Source organism: Euzebya rosea, from assembly GCF_003073135.1.
Taxonomy (GTDB): Bacteria; Actinomycetota; Nitriliruptoria; order Euzebyales; family Euzebyaceae; genus Euzebya; species Euzebya rosea.
On sequence record NZ_PGDQ01000006.1, the window covers coordinates 187,263 to 206,139 of the forward strand.

The following is an 18,877-nucleotide window of genomic DNA, read 5'->3' on the forward strand; positions in this document are numbered from 1 at the left end:
ACGGTTCACCGATGGGGGTCCACTGTCGACTGCATGGCGGTGATGCTGGCGTGTGGTGCATCGGTGATCATCGCCTTGGTGTGCGCGTGGAGATGGCGTGGACTGTCGCGCCTTCCCGCAACGACGCTCGAGCCAGAGGCGGCGGGTGCTCGCTACGCGGCCCGTGTGGCCCTCCGCGAGATCGTGATCGTGATCGCAGCCGGCATGGCAAGCGGCCTGCTGTTCGTCGGTCCGGCGTCGCGGCTCGCCATGCGGCTGCTGGCGGTCACCGGGGGTGATGCCGCGCAGAACCGGATCACCGAGGCGGGGGAAGTGGTCGGTCGAATCACCGTGGGCGGGACGATCGGCCTCGTCGTCTTCGTCGGCCTCGGAGCAGGGCTCATCTCCTCCGCCGTCCATGGCCTGCTTCGTGGGGTCCTGCCGGCCGGCCTGCTCGGCGGCGTCGTCACCGGGGTGCTGTTGCTGATCGTCCTGGGCTCCACCGTCGACCCCATCCGGCCGGACAACGTCGACTTCCGTGTCGTGGGTCCCGGATGGCTCGCGTTGCTCGTCTTCCTCGCGATGGCGGTGGCGCAGGGCGTGCTGCTGGCGACCTACCAGGCCCGCCTCTCCCACCTCGTCCCGCTGCTGTCCCGTCGGTGGATGGCAGCGGCCTGGCTGCTGGTCCTGCTGCCGATCCTCGTGACGGGCATCGGCGCGGCGGTACTGCTGGTCGTCGGGGCAAGCGCCCTGATCGGGACCCGAACCTCGCTGGTGCACCTCCTGGACGGGGCGCCCGTCCGTCGAACCGCCCAGGTGGGGCTCGGCCTCGTCGTGATGGTCAGCCTGCCCGGCCTGGTACGAGCCGTCGTCGAGATCGGCTCCATGTGACCCGCGGACACTGGCTCAGCCGGCGGTTCGCAGCACCTTCCAGACGGCCATGTCGCTGAAGGACTCGACCACACCGTAGGGATAGTCGGGCAGCCCCGGTGCCGACACGGCGGTCAGCTGCTCGAGGTCCTCGGCGTCGAGGGCCAGGGAGGCAGCCGGCAGGACCTGCTGGAGCTGCTCGAGCGTTCGGGCACCGAGCAGCACCGACGCCACGTTGAGGCGGGTCAGCAGCCAAGCGATGGCGACCTCGGCCATGGAACGGTCGTGCCGGTCGGCGACGGCCTCGACCACGTCCAGCACCTGCCAGGTCCGCTCGGTGTTGCGGGTGTCGTAGGCCTCGACCCCGCGGTTGGGGTCCTCGCCCAGCCTCGTGGCCCCCGTCGGCTCGGCATCACGCTGGTACTTGCCCGTCAGCCACCCGCCACCGAGGGGCGACCAGGGCGTCACGGCCAGCTTCTCGTCGATGGCGCACGGCAGCACCTCCATCTCGATGGACCGGTCCAGCAGGTTGTACTGCGGTTGCACGACCGTCGGGACGACGTACCCGCCGAGCCGGGCGGTGGTCATCAGCCGACTCAGCTGCCATCCGGTCACGTTGGACCAGCCGATGGCGTGCAGCTTGCCCTTGCGGACCTCGGCGCTCAGCACATCCAGGGTTTCCTCGATCGGGGTGTCCCGATCCCAGCCGTGCACGAAGTAGAGGTCGATCGCGTCCACGCCCAGCCGGTCCAGGGAGGCGTCGATCGACCGGACCAACCCGCGACGCGATGCGCCCGGCGACCCCGGCGGCGGCGCGAACCGACCCTTCGTGGCCACGATCACGTCGTCGTGGTCACGTGACCGCAGCCACTCGCCCACGATCCGTTCGGACTGGCCCTCGGCGTACACGTCGGCGGTGTCCAGGAAGGTCCCACCTGCCTCGTGGAACGCGTCCAGCTGGCGGTGGGCCTCCTCGGCCGCGGTCTCGGCTCCGAAGGTCATCGTCCCCAACCCCAGCCGCGACACGACGGGACCGCGGGGGCCGAGCTGGGCGACGGGCATCTCGTGGCTGGGATGATCCATGGCCTGCAGTCTGGGCCCTCGCGAGGGGGCGTGCACGGCTGGCCAGCCGAACGCCGGTCAGCTCCCGACGACGTTCGCCACGTAGGCGGCGAGCGTGGAGGACTCGGCCTCGATGGTGTCGACGTCGACGAGCTCGCTGGCGTCGGCGAGCAGCAGGTCGGTCCAGGCGGTGAGGATGTCGTCGGCGGCACCGCTCGTGAACAGGCGGTCCTGCAGTTCAGTGGTGGCATCGTCGTAGCGCTCGGCGAACGCCTCGTTGGCCAGCAGCCGCTGGACCAGCACGTTGGACTGGCCCCCAGCGCCACCGGCGCCGAGTCCGGCGGCACCTTCGCCGGGAGCTGCGCCGCCGGGAGCTGCGCCGAAGCCGGCAGCCGCACCGCCGGGAGCTGCGCCATCGGGGGCCTGACCGGCAGGGCGCGCACCGCCCCCGGGCCCACCCGCACCGGGAGCGGCACTGCCACCCCCGCCGCCGTTGACGTTGGCGGTGCCGAAGGCGAGGTTCAGGTCCCAGCTGACCACGGTGAACCGCTCGGTGTCGTAGTCATAGTGCAGGTAGGAGTTGTTGCCACGACCGTCGATGTCGTCGTTGTTGCCCACCAGGTCCTGGAACGCCAGGTAGGTGGCGAACGCGTCGAGGTCCAGGTGGTCGCCGATCTCGGTGTCGAACGTGGCGTCGTCGGCGGTGTTGATGAACTCGAGGAAGTCGATCAGCGGGTCGAGGTTGTCCTCGCCGGCCTCCTGGTCGAAGACGTCGGTGTAGGCCTCGACCTCGTCGCCGCGGTAGCTGTAGTCGCCCGTGCTCTCGGCCTTGTAGAGGACGCCGCCGTCGCCGAAGTTGGCGTCGTCCCAGTCGTCGTTGGGCAGCTCGACGGCGAGCCGCAGCTCGGTCTCGCCACCGTTGACCGTGAACGTCGTGGCGATCGGGTCCTGGTTGGCCAGGCCGGCCAGGTCCAGGAGCTCCTGCGCGACGGCCTCGTTCAGGGCGGTCTCGGTCGAGCTGGAGCGGATCACGATGTCGGTGTGCCCCTCGACGGACTGTCCGTCGACGTACTTGTCGAGGCGGATCAGCCACGGCAGGTCCTCGGGGTTGCCGGACGTGGCGGTGGACAGCCCGAACAGCGAGGAGTTGCCCTTCAGGCGAAGGCCGACGTCCTCGTAGGTGGCGCCGTCGATGACGACGGTCGCTGCGATCCAGTCCTTCTCGCCCGTGGTCGCGTACGTGTCGATGATCTCGGCGTAGTCACCGTCGTCGAAGGTGACCTCGATGTGGTGCACCACGCTGCTGTCGAAGAGCGCGCTGTCGGTCGAGACGCCGGTGGCGCTGACGTCAGCGCTGTCGGCGGCACCGTCGGCGGACTGGCCCCGGGCGGCGGAACACCCTGCGAGCAGGGCGAGGCAGGCGACGGCTGCGCCGACGGTCCGGACGGGTCGGGAGGGGTGGCGGGGGCTCATGGCGGTGACTTCCGTGGGTGGGGGACTGGCGGATGGCCGCCAGTGAAGCGACCGACTCTTCGAAACCTCTGAGGACTCGGTGAGCGATCCACGAGCGTCGCGGCCGGGCTCTCAGGAAGTCCCCACCCGACCCACAGAACTTCCTCACGGACCGCTTCGATGATCGAGCGACGTCATCACCCGGCACCCCGCCGGCCACCCAAGGAGCTCCTCGTGTCACAGACCGCCCTCGTCGCCGCCGACCTGATCGCCATCTCGATCCTGGTCTTCGCCATGTACTTCCCGCGCTACCGACGTCGTGACATGGTCGTGGCCATCCTCGGACTCAACGTCGGCGTGATGGCCGTGGCGACCGCTCTGTCGACCGCACAGGTCAGCGCCGGACTCGGCCTGGGGCTGTTCGGCGTGCTGTCGATCATCCGCCTGCGGTCCTCGGAGCTGGAGCAGGAGGAAGTGGCCTACTACTTCACCGCCCTCGCCCTCGGCCTGCTCGGCGGCATCGCCGTGACGCCGGTCTGGGTCACCCCGGTCCTGATGGGCGCCATCGTCGTGGCCCTCTGGGTGGGCGACCACCCGCGCCTGTTCGCCGGCAGCCGCCACCAGGTCGTGACCCTCGACGCCGCGTACACCGACGAGGCCGCCATGGTCGCCAGGCTCGAGTCGCTCCTCGGCGGATCGGTCACGAAGCTGAAGGTCAAGAACGTCGACCTCGTCCGCGACTCCACCGTCGTCGACGTGCGCTACACCCTCGACACGGCCACCCCTCGTGCCTGGACCGAGGACCGTCTCGACGTCACCGTCGGAGGTCGACGATGACCACCGCCAGCGCCTACGCGGCCCTCGACCCCATCTCGCTGGAGGCACTGAACGCCGTGGCGTCCCTCCAGACCCGCGTCGACCGCAAGTACGTGGTCGACTCCGACACCGTCGACGCCCTGGTGCTGGCGCACGCCGACACCATCCGTGTCCTCTCCATCGACGGACGACGCGGCTTCGAGTACCGGTCGATCTACTTCGACACTCCCGACCTGGACGCCTTCACCAGCGCCGCCCGACGCCGTCGGCGTCGGTGGAAGGTCCGGACCCGGACCTACGCCGACACCGGCGACTGCATGCTGGAGGTGAAGACGAAGGGCGTCCGTGGCGTCACGGTCAAGTCCCGGATCGGCCACGACGCGGACGCCGCGGCCCGGCTGACCCGCGACGCATGCCGCTTCGTCACGGAGGCGACCGCCGGGACCTGTGCCACGTCCGAGCTGGTCCCGACGCTGGCCACCTCCTACCGGCGCACCACGATGGTGGACGTCGAGGCGGGCACCCGGCTCACCGTCGACCACGACCTGGCGTGCACCGACTGGGGCCCCCACCGGGCCACGATCGGCGACCTGCTTGTCGTGGAGACCAAGTCCGCCGGACGGCCCAGCCCGGCCGACCGGTGGCTCTGGGCCCATGGCATCCGCCCGACCAGGGTCAGCAAGTTCTGCACCGGCCTGGCCGCCCTCCACCCCGAGCTGCCGAACAACGCCTGGCACCGGACCCTGGTCCGCGACTGGGTCGTCGATTGACGACCGATCGTCACGGCGTGGGGCACGGTCAGGACGCCAGCAGCCTGATCAGGGCAGCACCACCGACGATCACGATGAAGCCCCGCAGCACGGTCGGTGGCAGCAGTCGACCGTAGCGTCCCCCGACGAACCCGCCTGCGGTCGACCCGACGGCGATCAGCCCCACGGCCGTCCAGTCGATGTCCGCGCCGAAGAGGAACACCACTGCCGCGACGGCGTTGACGACCGTGGCCAGGACGTTCTTGGTCCCGTTCAGCCGCTGCAGGTCATCCGACAGCAGGCTGCCGAGCAGCGCGATCAGCAGGATGCCCTGGGCGGCACCGAAGTAGCCGCCGTAGCAGCCGGCCAGGGCGACCCCGACGATCAGCCCCGTCGAGGGACGGCCGTCGCCCGCCTCGGACAGCCGCCCCGACAGCCGGGTGCGCAGCCACGGTTGCACCACCACGAGCACCAACGACAGGCCCACGAGCACCGGCACGATGGCATCGAACGCCGCGGCGGGCAGGACCAGCAGGCCGAGTGCCCCCACGCTGCCCCCGACCAGCGAGGCCGGGACGAGCCACCGCAGCCGCGGGCCCTGTCCCGCGAGCTCGCGGCGGTACCCCACCGCCCCGGCGAGCGACCCGGGGACCAGGCCGAGGTTGTTGCTGACGTTGGCCAGCAGTGGTGGGTAGCCGAGCAGGACCAACGTCGGGAACGAGATCAGCGTCCCGGACCCGACGATGGCGTTGACCGTCCCCGCGCCGAAGCCAGCGAGGACGACGAGGAGGAGCTCAAACGACGACACCGGGGCGGCAGCCTACGGCACGTCCGTCACACCCTTTCGATTCCGAAAGCCTCCAAAGGGCGATTGCGACGAACGCGAACCCTTCTCGTGGAACAAGAAGGATTGTGGCCTTGTCATAGCGAAACCCTCCGCAGCACGGATGTCCCGTGATCGAGCCGGAGGAACCGTCATGAGCCGAAGCCTGTCCCTCGCCATGCTCATCGCCGTACTGGCCGTGGCCCTGGCCATCCCCGTGGGGGCACTGCCCCTGTCCACGACCGAGGAAGAGGGCAGCCCCGATGTGGCGCTGGACCTCAGCGGGACCTGGCGGTTCAGCACCGGTGACGATCCCGCCTGGCGGGACCCGGCCTTCGACGACTCGGCGTGGGAGGTCCGGCAGGTCCCCGACACGAGCCTCAACCAGGGCTTCGACGACTACAACGGCTACGCCTGGTTCCGGCTGGACTTCGAGATCCCCGCCGGCGCCGAGGGGCAGAACCTCATCGCGTCGATGGGGTTCATCGACGACGCCGACGAGGTCTACCTCAACGGGGTGCTGATCGGTGCCTCCGGACGGGTCGACAGTCCCCGGAAGTCGGCGTGGTTCGAGCGGCGGACCTACACCGTCCCCGCCGCGGCCCCGGTGTACGGCGGCACCAACACCCTCGCGGTGCGCATGTACGACATGAGCGGCGGTGGTGGCTGGTACAAGGGCCCGATCGGGCTGTTCTCCAAGGCCACCCTCCGTGCACAGGTGCACGGCATCACCGCACCGCCGGCCTCGGACGAGCAGCGGCAGGCAGTCCTCGACGTCCTGTCCCAGCAGGACGACGCCCTGCGACGCGGTGACCTCGACGCCTACGCCACGACCCTGTCGCCGGCGTTCTTCCACGATGGCCAGGACGTCGACCGGCGCGTGCGCGAGCTCGCCCGGCAGCTCGACGGTGCCGACGAGGTCCGGTTCGTCGACGGTGAGGTCGAGGTGCTCGACGACGGCGACCAGCTGATCGTCGACACCAACCGGTCGCTGGTGATCCGCACGGGCGAGGACGTCCGCGTCATCCGCCCCACCCGGCAGGAGTTCCTCCGGTTCGACGCCAGCACCCTGCAGGAGCTCGGCAACCGGTCACGGTTCTTCCGTGACGTGCTCGACTCGACCGTCGAGGGCACATCCCGCGAGTTCAACGTCTACCTGCCGCCCAGCTACACCAGCGAGCCGGACCGTCGCTACCCCGTGGTCTACCTGCTCCACGGCATCAACGGCGGCAACCGCGAGTGGGAGCCCCGCGAGATCGACGACGTGATCGACGGCATCATCGCCGAGCACGACCTGGCCGAGACCATCGTGATCATGCCCCACGGCGAGTCGCTCTGGTACCGCGACAACGCCACCGTGCCGTGGCGCACCATGTTCATCACCGAGCTCGTCCCGCTCGTCGACGCCGAGTACCGCACGATCCCCGACGCGGGCATGCGCGGCCTGACCGGCGTGTCGATGGGCGGCAACGGCGCCTTCAGCATCGGCTGGGACCACCCGGAGCTCTTCCGCTCCATCGGCAGCCACATCGGCTCGTTGACCCTCGGGGGCAACGGCCAGTCCGCCGCCAACTACCCGGCGGCCCGCGTCACCACCATGGCGCCGGAGTTCCTGCAGCAGTACGACTACTACTTCGACGCCTGCCCGCTGGACGACTTCGGCTTCGCTGCTGGGGTCGTGGCCATGCAGGCCCAGCTGACGGCCAAGCTGACCCCGCACGAGGGCATCATCCACCCGGGCACGGGACGTCACAACGACGACTGCTGGATGCCCAACCTGTGGCGGTCCTTCGCCATGCACTCGGGCAGCTTCCGCAGCCACGGGCTCGACCAGGCACTGCTCGACCAGGCCCGCTGAGGGTGCGTGGCCGCACGGCTTATCGGCCCCCGGGTCGTGGGCCGTGCGGCCGGTCCGGGCGACGGCAGTGTCAGCTCGTGCCGAAGCGGTGGTCGACCCGGAGCTCGATCATCGCCGCCGGGTCGTCGGCAGGTCCGGCAGGCAGGACCGGGCGTCCCAGCAGCCACCCCTGCCCGAGCGCGCACCCGAGGCGTTCGAGGTTGCGGAGGTGCACCTCGGTCTCGACGCCCTCGGCGATGATGACCGGGCCGCGTGCCCGCAGGAACGGCATGAGGTCCTCCAGCAGGGCGCCCTCCGCCCCGAGCTCGGCGGTGAAGGACTTGTCGATCTTGATGTAGGCCAGCGGCAGCCGCGAGAGGTAGCCGACCGAGGCGTATCCGCTGCCGAAGTCGTCCAGCGCCAGGGCCACGCCCTCGCCGGCCAGGGTGAGGAAGGCGTCCAGCGCAGCCCCCGACCGCGGGAGGAACACCTGCTCGGTGACCTCCAGGACGATCGCCTCCAGCGGCAGGCCCGACCGATGGATCGTCGCGAGGGTCGCCTGGACGAACGACGGCTGCTCGGCCTCCACCGGTGACACGTTGACGTGCACGCGGATGTCGGGATGCTGCCGACGCAGGGCGACACCGGCCTCGCACGACAGCTGGAGCATCCGCTGGCCGAGCGCGCCGATCCAGCCGCTGGCCTCGGCCAGGCCGATGTAGCGATCCGGCTCGACCGCGGTGCCGTCGGGACGGACCCATCGGGCGAGGGCCTCCACCGCCACGACCCGCCCGGTGTGCAGGTCGACGATCGGCTGGAAGGCCGGCCGGATCTGTCCCGAACCAGCCTGCAGGGCCTGCTGGAGGTCACGAAGCAGCACCAGGTCCGTGGACGCCTCGGTGGTCATCGCCGGGTCGAACTCGAGGACCTGCTTGCCGAGCTGCTGGGCGTGCCCGACCGCCGTGAGGGCCCGGTGGGTCAGGCGATCGATCGCGCCCGGACCACCGTCGAGGTCGACGGCGATGCCGGCGGAGGCGCGCAGCGACAGCCGACCGAGTGTCGGTCCGGCGTTCAGCAGCTCCCGGACCGCCGCGACCGCGGTCAGCGCGACCCGCCGGGCACGGATGACGTCGTTGCCCCGCATGACGATCGCGAACTCGTCGGCGTCCAGGCGACCGAGGCCGGCGTCGGGAGGGGTGATGGCCCGGAGCGTGGTTGCGACGGCCTGCAGCGTCGCATCGCCTCCCTCCAGCCCGAAGGCGTCGTTGATCCGTCGGAAACCGTCGAGGTCGATGGCAACCATCGACCAGGACTGCGCGGTCAGGCCCTCCTCGGCGTCTGCCACGAAGCTGCGCAGGCCGGACGTCGACCGCAGGCCCGTCAGCCCGTCGGTCCGGACGTGCAACCGCTGTCGACGTGCCTCGGCGTCGAGGAACGTGACCCACTGCGCCATCCTGAAGGTGATCAGCCCGGCCAGCGCCATCGGGGTGGCGACCGCCAGGCCCCCGTGGTCGGCCAGCAGCCGCCCGTCGCTGAACGCCAGAACCAGGGTGATCGCCATCGACCCCGACAGCAGGACCAGTCGGACGACTCGGTGTCGCTGGTCGGGCAGCGGCACCGGTGTGGTGACCGCGGCGAACGTGGGATGCATGGCGGTGGCGGCGAGCAGCAGCAGCGGCAGGACGGCCAGGAAGTTCGTGCCCGCGGCGGTGAACGGAGTGTGCAGCAAGGTGGCGATGTCGGCGAAGGTCGACAGCGCGATGGCGCCCAGGCCGAACGACAGCGCCCGCGGCACCTCGTAGGGCAGGCAGACCGTGAACGTGACGAGCAGGAGCACGACGAAGTTGGCGATCAGCAGCGCCGGCGCGTCGGCCGGCAGCGGCTGCGTGGACGCCGTCAGCGCCACGATCGTGAACGGTGCGGCGGTGGCAGCCAGCGCATCGGTGGCGGTGGTCAGCCGGAACCGGGGCCGACGCGCACGGAGGATGAACCCGATCGCACCGAGGCCCGAGGCGAACCCGGTCAGGACCAGCACGATCGACCCGAGCCCGAAGGCGATGTTGACCGCGTTGGCAACGACGACGCCTGCGATGAAGGCGCCCACTGCAGGAACGGTCGGCCGATGGCGGATGGCCCCCCACATCGTGCCGGCCGTGATGGCGAGGAGGGATGCGATCAGCACGGTCCGATGGGCGCTGCCGAGCAGGGCCGGGTCCGCCGTGCTCAGCAGGACCGGCACTCCGAGCACCAGCATCATCAGCCAGCCGCGTTGCTGCTCCACCGCATGAGGATAGGGGAGCGTCGGCCGGAGTGACGATCGTTCGGTGAGGCTGTCGTCGCTGCGTCGGTCGGTGCGAGCCTCCCCGATCGGTCGCCCTCGGACCGTCGGGCCAGCTCGGTCCGGGAGCAGCCACGAGATCCCTCTGGTTCCGCCACCCCGGAGGGGCTAGAGTGCGCCAGTCGTTCCGACCCGGGAGGAGGGGGTGGGCGAGACAGCACCGCTGGACCTGCACGTGCTGGGCGCGGTGACCGCGACCCGGGACGGTGTCGTCCTGCCGTTGGGCGGCAAGCGACAGCGAGCGGTCCTGGCGGCGCTGGTCGTGGCCCGTGGACAGGCCGTGCACCTGGACCGCCTCGCCGACTGGGTGTGGGCCGAGGCGCCGCCGACCAACGTCGTCGCGGCGGTGCAGTCCTCGATCAGCCTGCTCCGGCGACACCTCGAACCGGCCGCCGCCGCACGACGTCGCGGGACGGTGATCGCCAGCACCGGTGGCGGCTACGCTCTGCGGGTCGCCGACGACGCCGTCGACGCCTGGCGCTTCGAACGGGCGGTGTCCAGGGCCGCGGGTCTCGGGCCGGTCGCCGCCGTCGAGGAGCTCCGGTCGGCGCTGGACCTGTGGGCCGGCCCGGCGTACGCGGAGTACGACGACCAGCCCTGGGCCGCGCCCGAGATCGCTCGCCTCCACGAGCTGCGGGACCTCGCCCGCGAACGGCTGCTCGCCGCCCGGCTGGAGCTCGACGACCCTGCCCTGCTGATCGGTGACCTCGAGGCGCTCGTCGCGGAGTCGCCGCTGCGGGAGGAGCGCTGGCGACTGCTGGCCCTCGGCCTGTACCGCGCCCAGCGGCAGGCCGACGCCCTCGCCGCCCTGCGCCGGGCACGCGACACCCTCGCCGACACGCTCGGGGTCGACCCCGGGCCCGGCCTGCGGGACATCGAGCAGCAGGTCCTGCTGCAGGCCCCCACCCTCGACGTCGCGGCCTCGCATCCCGAGCCGCCGGCACCCCCTGCCGACCCGGCGGCGCGACGGGGCGGCGGGCCCCCACCTCAGCCGGGGCCTCGTCGGGTGGACGTGCGGCTCCTCGTCGAGCGCGACGAGGAGGTCACCGCCATCACCGACCTGCTCGAGGGGCTCGGCCGCGGCAGCGGGGGCCTCGTCGTGCTCGAGGGGCCCATGGGACGGGGCAAGACCCGGCTCCTCGCCCACGCCAGCGCGGAGGCTCGAACACGGGGCCTGGCGGTGGCCGCGGCACGCAGCAGCGCCGTGGAGCAACCGTTCGGGTTCGGGGTCGTGCGACAGCTGTTCCAGCCGTTCGTGGAGGACTCCAGCCAGCCCGACCGCATGTGGGTCGACGCAACCGAGCTGGCCCGCGACGTCCTGCAGCACGTCCGTGACGACTCCGACGTCGACGGCTTCGCCGTCCTCCACAGCCTGTACCGGCTGACCGTGGCCCTGGCGGCCGACCGTCCCCTGCTGATCGTCGTCGACGACCTCCACTGGACCGACCTCGCCTCGATGCGCTTCCTCGCCTACCTGTCCAAGCGCGTCGCCGACCACCCTGTGGCGATCCTGGTCGCGGTCCGCCCGGGTGAAGCCGACGTGGGCGACGGCCTGGTCGATGCGCTCGTCGTGGACTGCCAGCGCCACCTGCGCCTGGCGCCGCTGTCCCACGACGCCACCCGCACCCTGGTGGAGGATCGGCTGGGGCCGGCCGCCGAGACGTTCGTGGACGTCTGCCACCGCACGACCGACGGCAACCCGCTCCTGCTCGAGCAGGTCCTCGGCGCGTTGGCCTGCGAGTCCATTCCCCCCGACGTCTCCCACTGCGACACCGTCAGGGCCCTCGGATCCCGGGCGATCAGCGACGTCGTGTCGCTGCGCCTGCGCCGCATGCCTGCGGACGCCGTGGCGGTCGCGCGGTCGGTGGCAGTGCTCGGGGCCGACGCCGACATCGGCACCCTTGCACGCCTTGCCGAACTGTCGGACTCGCGGATGCTCGACGCCCTGGACCTGCTGGTGCGCAGCGACCTGCTGCGCGACGACCCGCCGCGATTCGTCCACCCGGTCGTCGGCGACGCCGTCTACGCGATGATGTCGGCGGCGGAACGGTCGATCCACCACGAGCGGGCGATCGCGGTCCTGCGCCCACTCGGGGTCCCGCCGGACAGGCTCGGCGTCCATGCCCTCGAGGCGCCCCGCCGCGGCGACGGGACCACGGTGGCTCTGCTGCGTGCCGCGGCGAGGGACGCCCTCGGCCGGGGCGCCGTCGAGCTGGCGAGGCGGCTGCTGCAGCGTGCCCTGGAGGAGCCGGCGCTGGGCCTGGAGCGCGAGGACGTCCTCGCCGAGCTCGCCGCAACCGACTCCCACGAGTCGACCACGAGACCGTCACGAGCGTTCGTCAACATCCTCGACGGACCGGACCATGGAGCCCCGAGTGCAGATCCCATCCCCAGCGCGTGACCAGCGCCACGACGAGCTGCGAGAGCTGTGCGGCGGTGCGGTGTTCCTGCCGGGGGATCCGGGCTACGACGATGCACGGGTCCCGTGGAACCTGCTGGTGGACGCCCACCCGGCGGCCGTGGTCTACCCGGCGTTCGCGGAGGAGGTCAGCGAGGTGCTTCGCGCCGCGGCGCGGCTGGGCCTGCGTGTCGCCCCGCAGGGCACCGGACACGGCGCGCTGAGCCTGGACAGCGACCTGCGGGACGCCGTCCTGCTCCGGACCTCGGCCATGACGGACCTGCGCATCGACCGCGAACGGCGATCGGCCTGGGTGGGGGCCGGGGTCCGCTGGGGGGACGTCATCCGGCGGGCAGGCGAGGTCGGCCTGGCGGGCCTGCACATGTCCAGCAGTGACGTCGGCGTCGTCGGATCGTCCCTGGGGGGAGGGGTCAGCTGGTACTCCCGCCGTCTCGGGCTGCAGTCGGGAACCGTGACCGAGGTCGAGGTCGTCCTCGCCGACGGCACCATCGTCCGCGCCACCGACGACGAGCACGCCGACCTCCTGTGGGCGGCGCGGGGTGGCGGGGGCGGGTTCGGCGTCGTGACCGGCATGGCCTTCGACCTGTTCGAGGTCGACACCGTCTACGCGGGCATGCTGGTCTGGGACATCGACGACGCCGAGGTGGCCCTCCGCACCTGGGCGCGATGGGCCACCGACGCGCCCGAGGAGATCACCAGCATCGCGCGCCTGTTCAACGTGCCCGACGCGCCGGAGGTGCCCGAGGCGCTGCGTGGACGGCAAGTCGTCGTCATCGGCATCGTGGCCCTGTCCGACGAAATCAGGGGAGCGGCGCTCGTCGAGCCGCTGCGCGCGATCCACCCCCAGCTCGACACCATGGACGTGGTACCCGCCGCGTCGATCGCGACGTTGCACCTCGAGCCCGACGAACCCTCACCGGCCTACGCCAACAGCGTCCTGCTCGACGAGCTCGCCGACGAGGCCATCGACGTCATCCTGCGCACGGCCGGGCCTGCCTCCGGCTCGCGCCTCACCACGACCGAGATCCGCCAGCTCGGCGGGGCGATGGGGCGTCGCTCGCCGCGTCCCGGCGCCCTCGACCGGGTGGACGGGCGGTTCCTGCTCCTCGGGCTCGGGCTCGACCCCGATCCCTCGTTGTGGCCGGCCCAGCGGGCGGACTCGCTGAAGCTGCTCTCGGCCCTCCAGCCCTGGGCCCACCGCTCGGTGTACCTGCCGATGACCGAGGACGAGGTGGACGTCGAACGAGGGTGGGCACCGTCGTCGTGGGCACGGCTGCGGGCCATCCGCGCGGCCGCGGACCCGCACGGCCTGTTCGTCCTGCCGCACGAACCCGGCCGGGCCAGCGCCTCACGGGCATCGAGGACTCGCGAGTAGGTCACGAGCGAGACACGAGGGAACCGCCCAGCGGGCGACATGGCGGCCACGAGTGGGGGCCGGACGGTGTGGACATCGAATCCGTACCGACTCCCGGAGAACCCAAGTGACCACGCTCCTGCCGACCACCTCCCCCCTCTCGCCCGCCGTTCCCTACGAGCAGCTCGCGGCACGCACGACCGGTCCCGTCGTCGTCCGTGGCGACGCCGACTACGACGCCATGGTCATGCCGTGGAACCTCGCGATCCCCGTCCAGCCCGACGCGGTGCTGGCGGCCCGGACCGACGACGACGTCGTCGAAGCCGTCCGGTTCGCCCGTGCCCACGGCCTGCAGGTCACCCCGCAGGCCACCGGCCACGGTCCCATGACCTCGCTGGTCGGCCAGATCCTGGTCGACACCAAGGGCCTCGACGAGTGCGTCGTGCACCCCGAGGGCTGGGCCCGCGTGGGTGCCGGCGTCAAGTGGCTGCGTGTCGTCGAGGCGGCCGCGCCGCACGGCCTCGCGCCGCTGTCGGGCTCCATCACCGATGTCGGCGTCGTCGGCTACACCACCGGCGGTGGGCTCGGTCCGATGGCCCGGACGTACGGCCTGGCCAGCGATCGTGTCCGCGCCGTCGAGGTCGTGAGCGGCGACGGCCTGCTGCGCCGCGTCACGCCGACCGAGCACCCCGAGCTGTTCTTCGGGCTGCGCGGTGGCAAGGGCATGCTCGGCATCGTCACCGCGATCGAGTTCGACCTGGTGCGCCAGCCCACGTTCTACGGCGGCTCGCTGTGGTTCGACGGGGCTGACGCCCCCGAGGTGATCCGCCGCTGGAAGTCGTGGTCCGACGAGCTGCCCACCGCCGGCACGACCTCGTTCGCGGTGTTCCAGCTCCCGGGCGAGGACCCCATGGTCCCGCCTCCGCTCGCCGACCGCATGACGGTCTCGATCCGGTACGTCTGGACCGGCGACCACGACGAGGGTGCGCGCTGGTTCGAGCCGATGCGCAACGCCGCCCCGGTGATCCTCGACGACGTGGCCACCAAGCCCTACACCGCGATCGACTCGGTCCACACCGATCCGCTCGACCCGATCCCGTCGCACGAGGCCGGTACCGTCCTGCGCGACCTGCCGCTGGAGGCGGTGGACGCGCTGCTCGCGCTCACCGGAGCCGGGACCCCGTCACCGCAGATCATCGTCGAGGTCCGCCAGATGGGCGGTGCCGTCCGTGACGAACGCCACGGGGCCTCGGCCTTCTGCTCGCGAGCGGCCGCGTACTCGCTGCTGCTGGTGGGCATCGCGGGAACCCCTGGGCTGCACGAGCACGGCCGCGCGGTCCTGGACGCCATGGCGCCGTGGACCGGGACCTACCGGCTGCCCAACTTCTCCTTCTCCCCGGAGGACCTGGCGACCGCGTACGACCCGCCGACGATCACCCGGCTGCGCGCGGCCTCGCGCACCTACGACCCGGACCGCGTCATGGCGCTCGGCCGGGTCCTCGACCTCCGCTGAGGTCACCCCACCACCCGGGGTGACCGGCCCGACCGCCGGCCACCCCTGCCAACCCCTGACATCCCTGCCGCGCCGGCCACAGCCGGCCACCAGTCCCCAAGGAGCATCCCGTGCACACCGTCGTCCTCGCACCCCCAGCCCCCTCGCCTTCAGCACCCCCGCCGCCCGTCCCGGCCCCGAGGCCACGGCCCGGCGTCGTTCCCCTCCCGCCCTTCCCGCCGTTCCCGCCCGGTCCCCTCAAGTGGTTCACGTCCGGGCTCCGTCGTCGCCACGCCGTCGTGCTGGCCCTGCTGCTGCTGGCTGGCTGCGCGACGGCGGACGCCAACCCCGACGCCACCCCGGCCGGGGCACTCGGCAGCAGCGACCCGCCCAGCGAGGCGGCCGTCGCCGTCCCGGGGCAGGTTGCCGTCACCGCCGTCGACTTCGGCTTCGACCTGCCGGACCGGCTGCCCGCCGGCCCCACCCGGCTGTCGCTGTCCAACGACGGTGCGGAACCCCATCACGCACAGCTGGCCAGGCTGGCCGACGGCGTCGACGAGGACACGTTCCGCGCGGCGCTGGAGACCACCGACGATGCACGCATCGCCGAGGTCGCCGTCTTCGCCGGCGGCACGGGGGTGGTCGTGCCCGGCGGCACCAGCGAGGCCGACGGCATCGTCGACCTGGAGGAGGGCACCTACGCCCTCCTGTGCTTCATCCCCGGCGCCGCCGACGGCGTGCCGCACTACGCCAGCGGCATGGTCGCGTTCGTCGACGTCGACCCGTCCGACGACACGCCCGTGCCGAGCGACGACAGCCCTGCCATCTCGATGGGGGAGTACGACTTCGCCCTGCCCGACGACGAGCTGACGGCCGGCACCTGGACCGTGACCAACGACGGTGGGGAGCCGCACGAGATGAACGTCCTGCGGCTGGCCGACGGTGCCACGCTCGAGGACGTCCTGGCTGCCGAGCCCGGCGGCGAGGGACCGCCACCCGGTCTGCCGGTCGGTGGGGTCAACGCCATCGTGCCGGGTACCACGGCCCGGGTCTCGCTGGACCTGCCAGCCGGCCGCTACGCCCTCGTCTGCTACGTGCCGACCTTCGCCGACGGCATCCCCCATGTCGCCAAGGGGATGATCCGGGAGGTCACGATCGTGGAGTAGCAGTGGCCCGGCGGTCCAGCCGTCGGGCCAGGTAGGGGGCGGTCGCGCTGCCCGTCGCCCGGGACACCTCCTCCGGTGTGCCCGTGGCGACCACGCGGCCGCCCTCGTCGCCGCCACCGGGACCCAGGTCGATGACGTGGTCGGCGGTGGCGATGGCGTCCAGGTCGTGCTCGACCAGGACGACGGTGTTGCCGGCGTCGACCAGCCGGTGCAGCTGCTGCAGCAGCAGCGCCACGTCCGCCGGGTGCAGCCCGGACGTCGGCTCGTCCAGCAGGTACAGCGCATGCCCGCGACGGGCGCGCTGCAGCTCGGTGGCCAGCTTGATCCGCTGTGCCTCGCCACCGCTCAGCTCGGTGGCGGGCTGGCCGAGCCGGAGGTACCCGAGCCCGACGTCCTGGAGCGTCCGCAGGCTGCGGGAGGCGGCGGGTACGTCGGCCAGGAACTCGGCGGCCTCGTCGACCGACATCGCCAGCACGTCGGCGACGCTCTGCCCGCGGTGGGTGATCTCCAGCGTCTCGGCGTCGTAGCGGGCGCCGTGGCAGGTCGGGCACGGCGCGTAGGTGCCGGGCAGGAACAGCAGCTCGACCTCCACGAACCCCTCGCCCTGGCAGGTGTCGCAGCGCCCCTCGGCGACGTTGAAGGAGAAGCGGCCGGCCGAGTAGCCGCGCGCCCTCGACTCGGGCAGGTCGGCGTACAGCTTGCGGACGGCGTCGAACAGCCCCGTGTAGGTCGCCAGGTTCGACCGGGGTGTCCGCCCGATCGGTCGTTGGTCGACCCGCACGAGCCGATCGAAGGACCCCAGCCCCTCCGCATCCTCGACGTCGAGGTGCAGCTCGACGTCCTCGGCGTCGTCGGGCGCCTGGCCCAGGTGGCGGCGGACCAGCTCGGCGAGCACCTGGCTGACCAGCGTCGACTTGCCCGACCCCGACACGCCCGTCACCGCGGTCATGACGCACAGGGGTACGTCCACGTCGAGGTCGACCAGGTTGTGCCGGCTGATCCCACGCAGGTGCAGCCACCCGCCCGGTTCGCGGCCGTGCCCCTCGACCCGCTCGGCGCGGCCGAACAGGTACGCGGCGGTGGCGGACTCCTCCATCGCCTCCAGCCCCGCGACCGGTCCGGAGTACAGCACCTGCCCACCGCCCTCCCCGGCGAGCGGCCCGATGTCGACGACCCAGTCGGCCTGCCCGACCACGTCCATGTCGTGCTCGACGACGAACAACGAGTTGCCCGACGCCTTCAGCTGCCGCAGGACCTCCAACAACGGCTCGGCGTCGGCGGGGTGCAGCCCGGCGGAGGGTTCGTCCAGCACGTAGACGACGCCGAACAGCCCCGAGCGCAGCTGGGTTGCGATCCGCAGCCGCTGCGTCTCACCGGGCGACAACGTCGTGGAGACCCGCCCCATCGACAGGTACCCCAACCCCAGGTCCAGCAGGACCTGCACGCGGGCCAGCAGGTCGGTGCACAGCCGCACGGCGACCTCGGTCTGCTCGCCGGAGTCGGCGGTGGAGGTGGCGACGTCGACCTCGACCAGCTCGGCCACCGGGCGCAGCACCTTGACCAGCTCGGTGAACGACAGGGCGTTCGTCTCCGCGATCGTCAGCCCGCCGAAGGTGACCTCCAGCGATTCGGCCTGCAGCCCGGTGCCGTCGCACGCCGCGCAGGTGGTGCTCCGCACGAAGGCCAGGACCTTGTCGCGCATCATCTGGCTCTTGGTGTTGGCCAGCGTGTGGCGCACGTGCCGGCGGGCGCTGGAGAAGGTGCCGTGGTAGTCACGGCCAGTGGAGTCATCGGGTTCGCCGCGCCGCCGGATCAGCACCTTCGGCTGCTCGTCGGTGTACAGCAGCCAGTCGCGGTCCTCCTCGGCCAGGTCCCTCCACGGGGTGTCGACGTCGATGCCCACCGCCTTGGTGATGCGCAGCAGGTTCTTGCCCTGCCATGCGCCGGGCCAGGCGGCGATCGCCCCCTCGCGGATGGTCAGGGAGGGGTCGGGGACCATCAGGTCCTCGGCGACGTCGTGGTCCACGCCCAGTCCGCCGCACCGCGGGCACGCCCCGGCGGTGGTGTTGGGCGAGAACGACTCGGCCTCCAGCCGCTCGGCGCCCTCGGGGTAGGTGCCGGCGCGCGAGTACAGCATCCGGACCAGGTTCGACAGGGTCGTCAGCGTCCCGACGGTCGATCGCGAGCTCGGGGCGCCGCGGCGTTGCTGCAGCGCCACGGCCGGAGGCAGGCCGGTGATCTCCTCCACGTGCGGGGCACCGGTCTGCTGCAGCAGCCGCCGGGCGTAGGGTGCGACGGACTCGAAGTAGCGGCGCTGCGCCTCGGCGTAGAGGGTGCCGAAGGCCAGCGAGGACTTCCCCGACCCCGACACGCCGGTGAAGGCGACCATCGCGTCGCGGGGCAGGTCGACGTCGACGTGCTTGAGGTTGTGCTCGCGCGCGCCTCGGACGTGGACGTACGGATCGGTCGGGTCGAAGGTCATGGCCCGCAGGCGTACCCGCCGACCCGGGCGTCAACCGC

Annotated in this window: 13 protein-coding genes; 8 read left to right on the plus strand and 5 right to left on the minus strand. The window is 71.9% G+C overall.

The genetic code is table 11. The features are described 5' to 3' along the window. Positions 1 to 33 precede the first annotated feature (33 nt). Positions 34 to 870, plus strand: coding sequence for a hypothetical protein (locus CUC05_RS09940; RefSeq protein WP_157965418.1), 837 nt, complete (start codon positions 34 to 36; stop codon positions 868 to 870). Between the two features lie 15 nt (positions 871 to 885). Here the strand turns inward: CUC05_RS09940 and CUC05_RS09945 are convergent, their stop codons facing one another. Further along, entirely contained in the window at positions 886 to 1,932 is a 1,047-nt protein-coding gene (locus CUC05_RS09945; protein ID WP_205712245.1) for an aldo/keto reductase, read from the minus strand. Positions 1,933 to 1,989: 57 nt separating this feature from the next. Next, positions 1,990 to 3,384: a CotH kinase family protein gene (locus CUC05_RS09950; protein WP_108665946.1), complete on the minus strand. Its 1,395-nt coding sequence runs from the start codon at positions 3,382 to 3,384 to the stop codon at positions 1,990 to 1,992. 213 nt (positions 3,385 to 3,597) lie between these two features. Between CUC05_RS09950 and CUC05_RS09955 the strand changes: the two genes are divergently transcribed. Continuing rightward, positions 3,598 to 4,200: a DUF4956 domain-containing protein gene (locus CUC05_RS09955; protein WP_108666150.1), complete on the plus strand. Its 603-nt coding sequence runs from the start codon at positions 3,598 to 3,600 to the stop codon at positions 4,198 to 4,200. Next, positions 4,197 to 4,949, plus strand: coding sequence for a polyphosphate polymerase domain-containing protein (locus CUC05_RS09960; RefSeq protein ID WP_108665947.1), 753 nt, complete (start codon positions 4,197 to 4,199; stop codon positions 4,947 to 4,949). The genes CUC05_RS09955 and CUC05_RS09960 overlap by 4 nt, the downstream gene beginning before the upstream one ends. A 28-nt stretch (positions 4,950 to 4,977) precedes the next feature. On the opposite strand, the gene CUC05_RS09965 is transcribed toward CUC05_RS09960, so the two are convergent. After that, a complete protein-coding gene (locus CUC05_RS09965; protein ID WP_108665948.1) occupies positions 4,978 to 5,736 on the minus strand; it encodes a sulfite exporter TauE/SafE family protein in 759 nt (252 codons plus the stop codon). A gap of 169 nt (positions 5,737 to 5,905) precedes the next feature. On the opposite strand from CUC05_RS09965, the gene CUC05_RS09970 reads away from it, so the two are divergent. Then, positions 5,906 to 7,609: an alpha/beta hydrolase-fold protein gene (locus CUC05_RS09970; RefSeq protein ID WP_170127973.1), complete on the plus strand. Its 1,704-nt coding sequence runs from the start codon at positions 5,906 to 5,908 to the stop codon at positions 7,607 to 7,609. Between the two features lie 70 nt (positions 7,610 to 7,679). On the opposite strand, the gene CUC05_RS09975 is transcribed toward CUC05_RS09970, so the two are convergent. Further along, positions 7,680 to 9,869, minus strand: a complete 2,190-nt coding sequence (locus tag CUC05_RS09975) for a bifunctional diguanylate cyclase/phosphodiesterase (RefSeq protein ID WP_108665950.1) — start codon at positions 9,867 to 9,869, stop codon at positions 7,680 to 7,682. A gap of 202 nt (positions 9,870 to 10,071) precedes the next feature. On the opposite strand from CUC05_RS09975, the gene CUC05_RS09980 reads away from it, so the two are divergent. From CUC05_RS09980 to CUC05_RS09995, 4 genes are all read left to right on the plus strand, one after another. After that, positions 10,072 to 12,327: an ATP-binding protein gene (locus CUC05_RS09980; RefSeq protein WP_108665951.1), complete on the plus strand. Its 2,256-nt coding sequence runs from the start codon at positions 10,072 to 10,074 to the stop codon at positions 12,325 to 12,327. Continuing rightward, entirely contained in the window at positions 12,302 to 13,720 is a 1,419-nt protein-coding gene (locus CUC05_RS09985) for an FAD-binding oxidoreductase (RefSeq protein WP_205712246.1), read from the plus strand. The genes CUC05_RS09980 and CUC05_RS09985 overlap by 26 nt, the downstream gene beginning before the upstream one ends. Positions 13,721 to 13,826: 106 nt before the next feature. Further along, entirely contained in the window at positions 13,827 to 15,212 is a 1,386-nt protein-coding gene (locus CUC05_RS09990) for an FAD-binding oxidoreductase (RefSeq protein ID WP_108665953.1), read from the plus strand. A 110-nt stretch (positions 15,213 to 15,322) separates the two neighbouring features. After that, entirely contained in the window at positions 15,323 to 16,357 is a 1,035-nt protein-coding gene (locus CUC05_RS09995; protein ID WP_157965419.1) for a hypothetical protein, read from the plus strand. Here CUC05_RS09995 and uvrA read toward each other — a convergent pair. Continuing rightward, a complete protein-coding gene (gene uvrA, locus CUC05_RS10000; protein WP_108665955.1) occupies positions 16,341 to 18,839 on the minus strand; it encodes an excinuclease ABC subunit UvrA in 2,499 nt (832 codons plus the stop codon). The two genes, CUC05_RS09995 and uvrA, sit on opposite strands and share 17 nt — an antisense overlap. Positions 18,840 to 18,877 lie beyond the last annotated feature (38 nt).

Excerpts from the sequence above, each read along its gene's own strand:
- CUC05_RS09940 (WP_157965418.1), top strand. The coding sequence starts at position 34 with ATGGCGGTGATGCTGGCGTGTGGTGCATCGGTGATCATCGCCTTGGTG.
- CUC05_RS09945 (WP_205712245.1), bottom strand. The coding sequence starts at position 1,932 with ATGGATCATCCCAGCCACGAGATGCCCGTCGCCCAGCTCGGCCCCCGC.
- CUC05_RS09950 (WP_108665946.1), bottom strand. The coding sequence starts at position 3,384 with ATGAGCCCCCGCCACCCCTCCCGACCCGTCCGGACCGTCGGCGCAGCC.
- CUC05_RS09960 (WP_108665947.1), top strand. The coding sequence starts at position 4,197 with ATGACCACCGCCAGCGCCTACGCGGCCCTCGACCCCATCTCGCTGGAG.
- CUC05_RS09970 (WP_170127973.1), top strand. The coding sequence starts at position 5,906 with ATGAGCCGAAGCCTGTCCCTCGCCATGCTCATCGCCGTACTGGCCGTG.
- uvrA (WP_108665955.1), bottom strand. The coding sequence starts at position 18,839 with ATGACCTTCGACCCGACCGATCCGTACGTCCACGTCCGAGGCGCGCGC.